Genomic DNA, 12,259 nt, shown 5'->3' on the forward strand with positions numbered 1-12,259 from the left:
TATGACACTTACAGCATTAGAAATTAAAGATAAATCCTTTGGAACCAAGTTTAGAGGCTATGATGTTGAAGAGGTAGATGAATTCCTGGACATCGTTGTCCGTGATTATGAGGACTTGGTTCGTGAAAATCACGAAAAAGAAGCAAAAATTCGTAATCTGGAAGAACGTCTGACATATTTTGATGAGATGAAAGACTCTCTCAGCCAGTCTGTCTTGATTGCTCAGGATACGGCTGAGCGTGTTAAAGTTGCTGCCAATGAGCGATCTACAAATATTGTCCGTCAGGCAGAGCAGGATGCGCAGCATTTGTTGGATGGAGCTAAGTACAAAGCTGATGAAATTTTGCGTCAGGCAGCGGACAATGCTAAGAAAGTAGCCATTGAAACAGAAGAACTGAAAAACAAAACACGTGTCTTCCACCAACGCTTGAAATCAACCATTGAGAGCCAGCTCAGTATTGTGAATTCATCTGAATGGGAAGAAATCCTGCGTCCGACAGCTACTTACTTGCAGACCAGCGATGAGGCCTTCAAGGAGGTTGTATCGGAGGTTCTGGGAGAAGAAGCAGTTGTCCGCGAGGAAGAAGTGGATGTTACACGTCAATTTTCTCCAGAGGAAATGGCTGAGTTGCAAGAGCGCATTGAAGCTGCTAACCGTGAATTAGCTGCGACCCAAGCTTTTTCTCCGCTCAGCGATGAAGATATAGAAGCTCACGCAGCTGAGGAAAACTCAGAAGCTGACCATCACGATGATGACACAAATGGGGAACAAAAAGTTCCAGTAAATATTTTATAATTTTAAAAAAGATAAGATTGTAAAAACACAGACCAAGCAAAATACTTTCAGCGAGCAGATGATGGTGAAAGATCTGCAGTCCATCTTGCTTGGGCTATCATTTTACAGAACTTTCTTCTGAAATCAGTAGGATGAGACGTCAGTCCACGTTACGGACAAAGAGGGGCAAGAGGAGCATCATGCTATTGTCTTGCCTAAACAAAGGTGGTACCGCGAATTTTCGTCCTTTTTGGAGAAGTTTGCGGTTTTTAATTTGTAATTTTAAAAATAAAGAGGAATAGAATGAAACTGAAAGAAACACTCAATCTTGGAAAAACTGCTTTTCCTATGCGGGCCGGTCTTCCAAATAAGGAGCCAATCTGGCAGAAGGAATGGGATGAAGCTAAGCTTTATCAGCGTCGTCAGGAACTGAACGAAGGCAAGCCGCACTTTATCTTGCATGATGGGCCTCCCTATGCTAACGGTAATATTCACGTCGGCCATGCCATGAATAAAATTTCCAAAGATATCATTGTTCGCTCAAAGTCTATGGCTGGCTACTATGCACCTTACATTCCAGGATGGGATACGCATGGTCTTCCGATTGAGCAGGTGTTGGCAAAGCAAGGCATTAAGCGCAAAGAGCTAGACTTGGTAGACTACCTCAATATGTGTAGGGACTATGCGCTTAGCCAAGTCGAAAAGCAAAAAGAAGATTTCAAGCGTTTGGGAGTTTCTGGTGATTGGGAAAATCCTTATGTAACCTTGACATCTGACTATGAAGCCGCTCAGATCCGTGTCTTTGGTGAAATGGCTAAGAAAGGCTATATCTACCGTGGTGCTAAGCCCGTTTACTGGTCTTGGTCTTCTGAGTCAGCTTTGGCTGAAGCGGAAATTGAATACCATGATTTGGTTTCCACCTCTCTCTATTATGCTAACCGCGTCAAAGATGGTAAAGGAGTATTGGACTCCGATACTTACATCGTCGTATGGACAACAACTCCGTTTACTATTACAGCTTCTCGTGGTTTGACTGTTGGAGCAGATATTGATTACGTAGTCGTTCAGCCAGCAGGTGAATCTCGTAAGTTTGTGGTTGCTTCAGAATTGTTGAATAGTCTGTCTGAGAAATTTGGATGGGCTGATGTTCAAGTTTTGGCTACCTACCGTGGTCAAGAATTGAACCACATCGTGACAGTTCACCCATGGGATACCGCTGTAGATGAACTTGTTATCCTTGGTGACCACGTTACGACTGACTCTGGTACCGGTATTGTCCATACAGCACCTGGTTTTGGTGAGGACGACTATAATGTTGGTGTAGCTAATGGCTTGGAAGTATTTGTCACTGTTAATGAGCGTGGTATCATGATGGAAAATGCTGGTCCTGACTTTGCAGGCCAGTTCTATGACAAAGTTGCACCAACAGTTATTGAAAAGCTTGGTGACTTGCTCCTTGCTCAGGAAGAAATCTCTCACTCCTACCCATTTGACTGGCGGACCAAGAAGCCAATTATCTGGCGGGCAGTACCACAGTGGTTTGCATCTGTTTCTAAATTCCGTCAAGAAATTTTGGACGAAATTGAAAAGGTTAAATTCCATTCTGAATGGGGTAAAGTACGTCTCTATAATATGATTCGTGACCGTGGTGACTGGGTTATCTCGCGTCAGCGGGCTTGGGGTGTACCATTGCCAATCTTCTATGCCGAAGACGGAACACCAATCATGACGGCTGAAACCATCGAACACGTAGCTCAGCTCTTTGAGGAGCACGGATCTATCGTCTGGTGGAAGCGTGAAGCAAAAGACCTTTTACCAGAAGGATTTACTCATCCAGGTTCTCCAAACGGCGAATTTACCAAGGAAACGGACATCATGGACGTTTGGTTTGACTCAGGTTCATCATGGAATGGTGTAGTAGTCAATCGTCCTGAGTTAACTTACCCGGCTGATCTTTATCTAGAAGGTTCAGACCAATACCGAGGTTGGTTCAACTCCTCCCTCATCACTTCAGTTGCCAACCATGGCGTAGCTCCTTACAAACAAATCTTGTCACAAGGATTTGCCTTAGATGGTAAGGGCGAAAAGATGTCTAAATCCCTTGGAAATACAATTGCTCCAAGTGACGTGGAAAAACAATTTGGTGCGGAAATCTTGCGTCTCTGGGTAACCAGTGTTGACTCTAGCAACGACGTTCGTATCTCTATGGATATCTTGGGTCAAGTTTCTGAAACCTACCGTAAGATTCGGAATACGCTTCGTTTCTTGATTGCCAATACCTCTGACTTTAATCCAGCTGAGGATGCCGTAGCTTACGAAGAACTTCGCTCCGTTGATAAATACATGACTATCCGCTTCAATCAATTAGTAGAGACTATTCGCAAGGCTTACGCAGACTTTGAGTTTCTGACTATTTATAAAGCGATTGTCAACTTTGTGACTGTTGACTTGTCCGCTTTCTATCTGGACTTTGCCAAAGATGTCGTCTATATCGAAGCAGCAAAATCATTGGAACGTCGTCAGATGCAGACTGTTTTCTATGATATTTTAGTCAAGATTACCAAGTTGTTGACGCCAATCTTGCCGCACACAGCAGAAGAGATTTGGTCTTACCTAGAGCATGAAGAGGAAGAATTTGTACAGTTATCTGAATTGCCAGAAGCTCAGACTTTCCCAAATCAAGAAGAAATCTTGGACACTTGGTCTGCCTTTATGGACTTCCGCAGTCAGGCTCAGAAAGCCTTAGAAGAAGCCCGCAATGAGAAGGTTATTGGGAAATCGTTGGAAGCACATCTGACTGTCTATCCGAATGAAGTCATCAAGACCTTGCTGGAAGCAGTTAACAGCGATGTGGCCCAGCTTCTCATTGTTTCTCAATTAACGATTGCTGAAGGACCTGCTCCAGAAGGCGCTCTAGTCTTTGAAGATGTAGCTTTTGTCGTAGAGCATGCGCAGGGACAAGTCTGTGATCGCTGCCGTCGCATTGATACAACAGTTCAAGAGCGCAGCTATCAAGCCCTTGTCTGTGACCACTGTGCAGAAATTTTAGAAGAAAACTTTGCTCAGGCTGTATCAGAAGGCTTTGAGGTCAAGTAAGTTTTAAAATAAAAAATGGCTTTGCCCTTTAGAGGTAAGCCATTTTTTAGATAGATTGATTTGAAAATTTGTTAATTTAAAACCAAATTAGCAAAAACAAACAGTTGCATTTGCAACTGTTTTCTGTTATACTAGTTATAACTTAGGAGTGCTTATTTTAGCCAAAATGTTTTGAAGCTGAAAGAGCTCAGTGGAAGTCAGTTTCTGCAGAGCTTGACTGGCGTAGGTATTTTCAAAGCCAATCAGTTGGTCATAGAGTTTGAGAGCCTGACTGCTAGGATAGAGCTCTTTGAACTTCTTGTTTTGAGCTTTGGTTTTTTTGATAATCAAGCCTCTATCTTCCAGCTTTCCTAGAGAACGGCTGAGGGTAGTCTTGTCAATCTGCACCATCTCTGCCAGTTGAGATTGGCTGAGACCTTCATTTTCGACGATACGAATGAGCAGTAGAAACAAATTATTGTCTAGGCCGTAGTTACTGGCTTTTTGATTCATTTTCATCATGGCTTGTCTAGAAATAAAGCCCATTTGCCGGAAAAGTTGACGGTAATCCATAGGAACTCCTTGATAGTTGCATTTGCACTTATTATACATTAAAAAGTTAGAGGAAACAAGTATGTGGTCTAGGAAAAAATTAACAGAGCTGAACCCGATAGAATTTTATCAGATCTTAAAACTTCGCATTGACACCTTTGTGGTGGAGCAGGAGCGCATCTATCATGAACTGGATGAGAAAGACCTAGAAGCAGTGCATGTTTACCATGCTAATGAACAAGGGGAAATTGATGCTTATGCCCGTGTCTTTGAAGAGGGAGAGCATTTAGTCTTTGGTCGAGTAGTCACAGCTCAGTCTGCACGAGGACAGGGCTTAGGAGGACAGCTTATCAGAGAAATCTTGCAATTATGTGCTGAGAAATGGCTAGGAAAGGAAATTGAAATAGAGGCTCAGGTTCAGGTGGCTGCTCTTTATGAAAAGTATGGCTTCAAATCAGTTGGCCAATCCTTTATTTTTGAATCGACACCTCACATTACCATGATCTATAAACAATAAAAAACTAAGGCGATTGCCTTAGTTTTTACTGTTTCACAGGAATGGAAATTTCGATTAGATTATTAGCGTAAATCGTGCGGATAGCAGCTCTATCAATAGCATTTGCATCAATTTTTCTCTTCAAGAAAAATTCTCTGATTTTTTCGATTTCCTGTTCGCGTACAGCACGGTGCATGTTTGAAATCAAAATTTCATAGTGAAGAGGAGCTTGTGTAAAAACAACATCGCTGTTTCCAGCAGAATAAACTTCGACTAATATCGCATCGGTGCTTTCCAATTGGCTTTTGACAAGGTCAGCATGACTGTTTGTTGTATTAATAAGCTTCATACGATTTCCTCCTGCTTTATACCTGCTATTATTATAACATGTTTGCTATGAATTGTGAATGATTTCTTTAAGCTTTAAGTGCATTTTTCCAAGCCTGGATACCCCATTTATGGCTGCCGCGTTTGAGTGTTTCGATAGCTTCATCGACGGGGAACCAGGCAAGCTGGTTGAAATCTTCCAGCGGTTTTTGGACTTCTTGGAAAGAGGTGACCTCATACAGGTAGGCCGGGTTGTAGAAATGGGTGTCGCGATGGCGGGAGTAAAAATATTCATCAGCTTGTCCAAGATAGCGTCCAAGCTGGGCCGTGAATCCAAGTTCTTCCATCAGCTCGCGTTCAAGCGCAGTCTGATGGTTTTCCCCCTCTTCAATCTCTCCACCGGGCAGAAACCAAGCCCCGTTAGGTGCCTGAACCAAAATAATCTTTTCTTTCTTTTCGTCTGGGATAACGGCATAGACTCCGTAGCGGGTCACATATTCTACATTTGCTTCCTTTTCACCAAAGGTTGGATTTGTCATTCTAATATCCTCAATCTCTAGTCAGTTTACTATCTATCATAATGGACTAAGGACCAGCTGTCAAGAATTTACTCGGTTTATTGGACAGAAAAAGAATGATAGTCCTTGAAAGAAATCTCCTTAAAATAATAAATTCCTTCCTCCGACCGTTTAAAAAAACTCTTCTTTATGGGAATAGTAAAACATTTATAGGAGAAATTGTTATAATAGTAGCGAGGTGGTTTTATGACAGAAAGCAGACTTTTTAAAATCTTATATCTTCTTTTAGAGCAGGGCCGCGCAACAGCTCCCGAATTGGCCTCGCTATTTGAAGTATCTATTCGGACCATCTATCGAGATGTAGACAAGCTGAGTTTGGCAGGAATTCCTATCTATTGCAGTCCAGGCAAAGGCGGGGGTATTTTTCTGATGAAGGATTTTGTCTTGGACAAGGCCTTGTTTTCGGAGTCTGAGAGGGATGAGCTATTAGCAGCTCTTCAAGGCTTGCAGATTTTAACAGATGGCGAGCAAGTAGAGACCTTGTCTAAGCTACAGTCCTTGTTTCAAGTTCAGGCAACTTCCTGGCTGGAGGTGGATTTCACTGACTGGCGCAAAAAAGCAGATCAGAAAGAACTGTTTGATACTATTAAGCATGCAATCTTGCAAAGAAGAGTCTTGTCTTTTTCTTATTTGAATGGGCGTGGAGAAAGAGAGCAGCGCAAGATAGAGGCGCTGAAGTTAGTATTTAAAAGCCAAAACTGGTATGTTGCTGGCTTTTGTCGCTTAAGACAAGCTCCGCGCTTTTTTAAACTCAGCAGAATGAGAGACTGTCAGATGTTAGAGGAACGATTTAAGCAGAGAGTCTTGGATGAGAAATTTAGTTCTGAGGAGCGGCTAGGAGGCACTGTAAAAGTCCTCTTGAAATTTGACCGGAAGCATGCCTTTCGAGTGTACGAGGAGTTTTCAGAAGCAGAGATAGAGGAGACTGATGGGAGCATTTATGTCGAGACGCATTTGCCGAGTCACGATAGTCTTTATACCTACTTGCTATCCTTTTTGGATGGAGTTGAAATCATGGAGCCGCCTCGGTTACGGGAAGAATTCAAAGAAAAGTTAAAAGCTATTGCCGATATTTATAAAAGCTGACAGAGGTTGTCAGCTTTTCTTTGCTATACTGTTTGTAGTAAAGAAAGGAGGGCTCTCTCATGAAATATGAATGGAGAAAAGCCAATCGTGAATTATATCAAATCAAGTCTAAACCCTGTCTTATAGATGTTCCTGCCCAGTCTTTTATCATGATTGACGGCAAGGGCAATCCTAATGCTGCTGACTTTTCGGAACGAGTTGGTGCTCTGTACAGCTTAGCCTATGCTATCAAGATGAACTACAAAAAGACAGCGGCCGAGCAAGAATTTACTGATTTTACAGTCTATCCCTTGGAAGGACTTTGGCAGCAAGAGCAAGCAGGAGAACTCATTAAAGAAGAATTGATTTATACCATTATGATTGGGCAGCCGGACTTTATCACTGAAGAGATGGTGAAAAAGTCTCTGGAACATGTCCGTGTCAAAAAGCCTAATCCTCTCTATGACGAGATTCGTTTTGAGGAAATGACAGAAGAAGTGTGTGTCGCCATGCTGCACCTAGGACCTTTTGACGAAGAACCTCAATCCTTCGCTAAAATGGATGCCTTTTGCCAGAGTCACCAGCTGACACGGATTTCACACACTCATAGGGAAATCTATCTCAATAATCTGAATCGGACAGAACCTAGCAAGCTGAAAACAATTCTGCGCTACAAGGTTCAGAAGGATAAATAAAGAAATAGAGCAGAAAACAGTTAGTTTTCTGCTCTATTTTGTCGAAATTCATTTTTCTTCTTGAGATGAATTAACGGGCTCTGTGCTTTCAGTTTTCTTTGCTGACTTGATGAGAATCTTGCCATTGCTGGTCATGATAGCTTTGAGCTCTTTTTCGCTTGGATTTTCCAGATAAAAGTCAGTAATAGCATCTTCGATATGGTCCTGAATGGTACGGCGCAGTGGGCGAGCGCCCATTTTTGGATCGTAGCCCAGGTCAACCAATTTTTCCTTGACCTTCTCCGTAACATCCAGATGAATGCCATTGGTTGCCAAACGTTGATTAACATCGTCCAGCATAAGGTTGACGATTTGCAGTAGATTGTCCTTGCTGAGCGCCTGGAATTCGATAATGCCGTCAAAACGGTTCATAAACTCAGGACTGAAGAAGTTCCCCAATTCACCCAAAACGGAGTTGGTGCGGCCTTCACGCGCTGCTCCAAAGCCAACGCTGGCTTCAGCTTTGCCAGTTCCGGCATTGGATGTCATGATGATAATGGTGTCCTTGAAGCTGACAGTCCGGCCTTGACCATCGGTCAGGCGGCCATCATCTAGAACCTGCAGGAACATGTGCATAACATCGGGATGGGCCTTTTCCACCTCATCTAGCAGAATGAGTGAGTAGGGATTGCGGCGGACGCGCTCAGTCAATTGACCAGCTTCATCATAGCCGACATAGCCCGGAGGGGCACCGACCAGCTTGGCCAAGCTGTGTTTCTCCATGTATTCACTCATATCAAAGCGAATCATGCTGTCAGCCGAGCCAAAGAGCTCAATAGCTAGTTGCTTAGACAGCTCAGTCTTACCGACACCAGTAGGTCCGACAAAGAGGAAGCTGCCGATTGGGCGATTAGGACTTCCTAGTCCGACCCGGTTGCGGCGGATGGCCTTGGCAATCTTATCCACAGCATCGTCTTGACCGATGACATGAGCCTTTAAGTCACTTGCAAGATTGACTAGTTGAGACTGTTCTTTTTCTTTGAGGTCGCCAACTGGGATATTGGTCTTTTGCTCTACGATGTGCTCAATCGTTTTCTCACTGATAATCGGAGTATCCTTGTCTAGTACACTTGTCTGCTGGAGTTCCTTGTACTTAGCAATCTGGTCGCGGAAGTAAGCCGCCTTTTCGAAATCTTCGTCACGAGTCGCCTGAGCCTTGAGATTTTCAGCCTCAATCAGACGTTGGTCAATGACCTTGGGATCAACGAAGTTGAGGGTCAGATTCATCTTGGATCCAGCCTCATCCAAGAGGTCAATAGCCTTGTCTGGCAAGAAGCGATCTTGGATGTAGCGGTTGGAGAGAAGCGCAGCAGCTTCAATGGCCGCATCTGTGTACTTGACGTGATGGTAGTCTTCGTATTTTTTCTGAATTCCTTTGAGGATGGTAATCGTTTCCTCTACTGTCGGCTCGTCTACTTTAACGGGCTGCATGCGGCGCTCCAGTGCAGCATCCTTCTCAATAATACGATATTCGTTGAGGGTAGTTGCTCCGACCATCTGGAGTTCTCCGCGAGCCAGAGCTGGTTTGAGGATGTTCCCAGCGTCCATATTGCCATCGCCAGCAGAGCCTGCTCCGACAATTTCATGGATTTCATCAATAAAGAGAATGACATCCTGACGAGAACGAATCTCATCTATAAGCTTCTGCATTCTCTCCTCAAATTGGCCACGGATACCAGTTCCCTGTACTAAACTGACAACGTCTAGGCGGATAACCTCCTTGCCTTGGAGTTTATGAGGCACATCACCATCGACAATTTTCTGGGCCAAGCCTTCCACTACGGCTGTTTTTCCGACTCCTGGCTCTCCTATGAGAACAGGATTGTTTTTGGTGCGGCGGTTGAGGATTTCAATGACACGGACGATTTCTTCATCACGGCCAATAACAGGGTCAATCTCACCTCGGCGAGCCAACTCAGTCACGTTGATACCAAACTCTTCCAGCAGGCCTTTTGGCTTTTGCGGACTTGGCTGAGGCTGACCACCCTTGCTAGGATTGGAGCCATAGCCGCCACCACCCCCATAGGCTCCGCCAGATTGGGTAGGAGGGGTAGTTGATTCCTGAGGCTGTTGAAAATTGCTGAGGCTGTTAAAGAAGTCATCGATAGGGTCTGTTCCGTGATTGTTGGCATTAGCGATTCCGCCGAACAAGGAATGTTCAGGATCTGTTTTCATGATTTGGTAGCAGTTTTGGCACAAATCCACCTGCTGTTTATGGCCATTTACGTTGGTATAAAGGTGAATCGTAGATTCATTGATTTTACAATTTTGGCAAAGCATGCAGATACCTCTTTTCTTTTAGTGTGCAAGCTATTTATAGAAATGATTAAAGGTCAAAAATAGTCAAAGTTTTATAGTTTCATTATATCAGTATTCTCGAACTTTGCAAGAATTTACTACAAAATCCTCCCTTAGACCGAGCAGAATGAAAACAAATTCTTGAAAAATTACAAAAAATAGGCTTTTAGTGGTATTTCGGTCGCTATTTATGGTAAAATAAGAGGGAACTAAGTAAATAGGAGAAACAAAATGGAATCACATTTAGTTAGAATTATCAACCGCTTAGAAGCTATGGCTAAGGATGGCGGAAATTTGAAACGTAATTTTGAGCGTGAAGGAGTGGTTGTAGCAGAAGTAGCTTACAGTTATGACGAAGAAAACGGCTCTGTCTTCACCTTGCGTGATGTTGCAGCGCGTGAGACCTATACTTTCGACAGCATCGATTTGATTGCAATGGAAATTTATGAATTACTCTACTAAAAAGCACTTAGCTGCTTTTTATTTTTACCCTTTTTATCTTGTTTTGAAAAAGATAGAAAAGATTCAGTAGTTCTGAAAATTTTACCGCCAGGTGCCAATGAATCCTCGTCTTATAACCTTATATAAGAAAAAGTTATAGGCTGGGCCCAGATTTTTTTGGTATAATGAAAAAGATAATGAAAAAGAAATGAGAATGACATGGTGCAGATTATTGATGGTAGAGGTTTGGCAGAGAAGCTTCAGAAAAAATTAGCCGAAAAAACGGCTCGCCTCAAAGAAAAGACAGGTCAGGTACCGGGCTTGGTAGTGATTGTGGTGGGAAATAATCCAGCCAGTCAAATCTACGTGCGTAATAAAGAGCGCTCAGCCTTGGCTGCTGGCTTTCGGAGTAAGGTAGAACGTCTGCCAGAAGAGACCAGCCAGGAAGAGCTCTTGAGCTTGATTGAAACCTATAATCAAAATCCTGACTGGCATGGGATTTTGGTTCAGCTGCCCTTGCCTGAGCATATTGATGATGAAGCTGTGCTGCTGGCTATTGATCCAGACAAGGATGTTGATGGTTTTCATCCTCTTAATATGGGCAAACTATGGAGCGGCCATCCGGTTATGATTCCGGCTACTCCAGCAGGTATTATGGCAATGTTCCATGAATATGGCGTTGAACTGGAAGGCAAGCGAGCGGTCGTCATCGGGCGGAGTAATATTGTTGGTAAGCCCATGGCTCAGCTGCTTTTGGCTAAGAATGCGACAGTGACCCTAACACATTCACGGACTCACAATCTAGCCAAGACTGCTAAGCGGGCAGATATTTTGGTGGTGGCTATCGGACGTGGACATTTTGTGACCAAGGACTTTGTCAAGGAAGGAGCTGTTGTCATTGATGTCGGTATGAATCGAGATGAGAATGGCAAGCTGATTGGCGATGTTAAGTTTGATGAAGTGTCTGAACTTGCCAGTCTGATTACCCCTGTACCTGGAGGTGTTGGGCCTATGACCATTACCATGCTGATGGAGCAGACCTACCAAGCCTTTAAACGGAGTCTTGAATCATGAAATTTGTTTTTGATTTGGATGGGACCTTGTCCTTTGATTATATGACGATTGATGAGGAGATTAAGCAGGTCCTGCTAACGGCTCCTCAGTTTGGGCATGAAGTTCTGTTTGCTTCGGCGCGCTCCTATCGAGATTGTCTGGGACTATTAGGTTCGGAATTGAGCCAGCAGATAGTGATTGGCCTGAACGGCGGAGTAGCTTATCAGAATGGACAGCTGATGTTTGAGCGTCAGCTGCATCAGTCGAGTTATCAAGCTATTCTAGATACTTGTTTGACCTATAATTTGCCTTTTTTTGTCGATAATACTTTTGACTACAGCGGCCAGATTTTAGAAAAAATCCCTTTTATTGCCAGTGTAGATCCTCTCAGGCGGGCAAGACGGTTGGAACTGACTGAACTCCAGCATCCTATTAAGCTTGTTATTTACATGGGGAATCATGAGCAACTCTTAGACGATGTACAGGCTAGTTTTGCAAACTTGCCTAATCTAAGTCTAGACTATCATGAACATGAGAAATGTTTTTATATCAATCCGGCTGAAACCAATAAGGCTTCAACTGTAAAGGAATTATGCGGCTCGGATTATGTGGCTTTTGGAAATGATCAAAATGATATCCAGCTCTTTAAGAATTCTCTCTACGCTGTGCAGGTTGGTGATTTCCCAGGCTTGAGCGATTATGCGGATGAGCAGGTCGCTTTTCAGGAAAATTTACCCAAGGCAGTTGCAGCAAGAATCTTACAAAAATTTGCAGATTTCCGAAGAAAATAACTTTCTTGCGATACGAGGCACCTGTTTAGGTGCCTTTTGGTGTATAATGAAGATAGGTTTGGTCATCTTGAGAC

General features: G+C 43.4%; 12 protein-coding genes. 8 read left to right on the forward strand and 4 right to left on the reverse strand.

Annotation, left to right across the window (positions count from 1 at the left end; translation table 11 throughout):
* Position 1 precedes the first annotated feature (1 nt).
* The gene (locus tag FKX92_RS09835; protein WP_002898030.1) at positions 2 to 796 is read left to right on the forward strand and encodes a DivIVA domain-containing protein; all 795 of its coding nucleotides are present in this window, start codon (positions 2 to 4) and stop codon (positions 794 to 796) included.
* 282 nt (positions 797 to 1,078) lie between these two features.
* Positions 1,079 to 3,871, forward strand: coding sequence for an isoleucine--tRNA ligase (gene ileS, locus FKX92_RS09840; RefSeq protein WP_149566205.1), 2,793 nt, complete (start codon positions 1,079 to 1,081; stop codon positions 3,869 to 3,871).
* Positions 3,872 to 4,006: 135 nt separating this feature from the next.
* Here the strand turns inward: ileS and FKX92_RS09845 are convergent, their stop codons facing one another.
* Complete coding sequence (locus FKX92_RS09845) at positions 4,007 to 4,462, reverse strand: MarR family winged helix-turn-helix transcriptional regulator (protein WP_149566206.1); 456 nt, start codon at positions 4,460 to 4,462, stop codon at positions 4,007 to 4,009.
* Between the two features lie 22 nt (positions 4,463 to 4,484).
* Here FKX92_RS09845 and FKX92_RS09850 point away from each other — a divergent pair, with 22 nt between their 5' ends.
* On the forward strand, positions 4,485 to 4,919 hold the full coding sequence (locus FKX92_RS09850) for a GNAT family N-acetyltransferase (RefSeq protein ID WP_149566207.1): 435 nt from the start codon (positions 4,485 to 4,487) through the stop codon (positions 4,917 to 4,919).
* 25 nt (positions 4,920 to 4,944) lie between these two features.
* Here the strand turns inward: FKX92_RS09850 and FKX92_RS09855 are convergent, their stop codons facing one another.
* Together FKX92_RS09855 and FKX92_RS09860 are read right to left on the reverse strand one after the other, a co-directional pair.
* A complete protein-coding gene (locus tag FKX92_RS09855; RefSeq protein ID WP_002896152.1) occupies positions 4,945 to 5,247 on the reverse strand; it encodes a DUF1827 family protein in 303 nt (100 codons plus the stop codon).
* Between the two features lie 67 nt (positions 5,248 to 5,314).
* On the reverse strand, positions 5,315 to 5,764 hold the full coding sequence (locus FKX92_RS09860) for an NUDIX hydrolase (RefSeq protein WP_149566208.1): 450 nt from the start codon (positions 5,762 to 5,764) through the stop codon (positions 5,315 to 5,317).
* A 225-nt stretch (positions 5,765 to 5,989) separates the two neighbouring features.
* On the opposite strand from FKX92_RS09860, the gene FKX92_RS09870 reads away from it, so the two are divergent.
* Together FKX92_RS09870 and FKX92_RS09875 are read left to right on the forward strand one after the other, a co-directional pair.
* On the forward strand, positions 5,990 to 6,889 hold the full coding sequence (locus FKX92_RS09870; RefSeq protein WP_149566209.1) for a helix-turn-helix transcriptional regulator: 900 nt from the start codon (positions 5,990 to 5,992) through the stop codon (positions 6,887 to 6,889).
* A gap of 59 nt (positions 6,890 to 6,948) precedes the next feature.
* Positions 6,949 to 7,563 carry a GyrI-like domain-containing protein gene (locus FKX92_RS09875; RefSeq protein ID WP_149566210.1) on the forward strand — a complete coding sequence of 205 codons (615 nt, stop codon included), beginning with the start codon at positions 6,949 to 6,951 and terminating at the stop codon, positions 7,561 to 7,563.
* A gap of 48 nt (positions 7,564 to 7,611) precedes the next feature.
* Here FKX92_RS09875 and FKX92_RS09880 read toward each other — a convergent pair whose 3' ends face one another.
* Positions 7,612 to 9,882, reverse strand: coding sequence for an ATP-dependent Clp protease ATP-binding subunit (locus FKX92_RS09880; RefSeq protein ID WP_149566211.1), 2,271 nt, complete (start codon positions 9,880 to 9,882; stop codon positions 7,612 to 7,614).
* A 249-nt stretch (positions 9,883 to 10,131) separates the two neighbouring features.
* Here FKX92_RS09880 and FKX92_RS09885 point away from each other — a divergent pair, with 249 nt between their 5' ends.
* The 3 genes from FKX92_RS09885 to FKX92_RS09895 all read left to right on the forward strand — a co-directional run bounded on the left by FKX92_RS09885 (position 10,132) and on the right by FKX92_RS09895 (position 12,185).
* Positions 10,132 to 10,362: a DUF1797 family protein gene (locus FKX92_RS09885; RefSeq protein ID WP_002896146.1), complete on the forward strand. Its 231-nt coding sequence runs from the start codon at positions 10,132 to 10,134 to the stop codon at positions 10,360 to 10,362.
* 198 nt (positions 10,363 to 10,560) lie between these two features.
* On the forward strand, positions 10,561 to 11,415 hold the full coding sequence (locus tag FKX92_RS09890; RefSeq protein ID WP_149566212.1) for a bifunctional methylenetetrahydrofolate dehydrogenase/methenyltetrahydrofolate cyclohydrolase: 855 nt from the start codon (positions 10,561 to 10,563) through the stop codon (positions 11,413 to 11,415).
* A complete protein-coding gene (locus tag FKX92_RS09895) occupies positions 11,412 to 12,185 on the forward strand; it encodes an HAD hydrolase family protein (protein ID WP_149566213.1) in 774 nt (257 codons plus the stop codon). The genes FKX92_RS09890 and FKX92_RS09895 overlap by 4 nt, the downstream gene beginning before the upstream one ends.
* Positions 12,186 to 12,259: the final 74 nt, after the last annotated feature.

It is taken from the genome of Streptococcus sanguinis (genome assembly GCF_008329445.1).
Classification (GTDB): domain Bacteria; phylum Bacillota; class Bacilli; order Lactobacillales; family Streptococcaceae; genus Streptococcus; species Streptococcus sanguinis_O.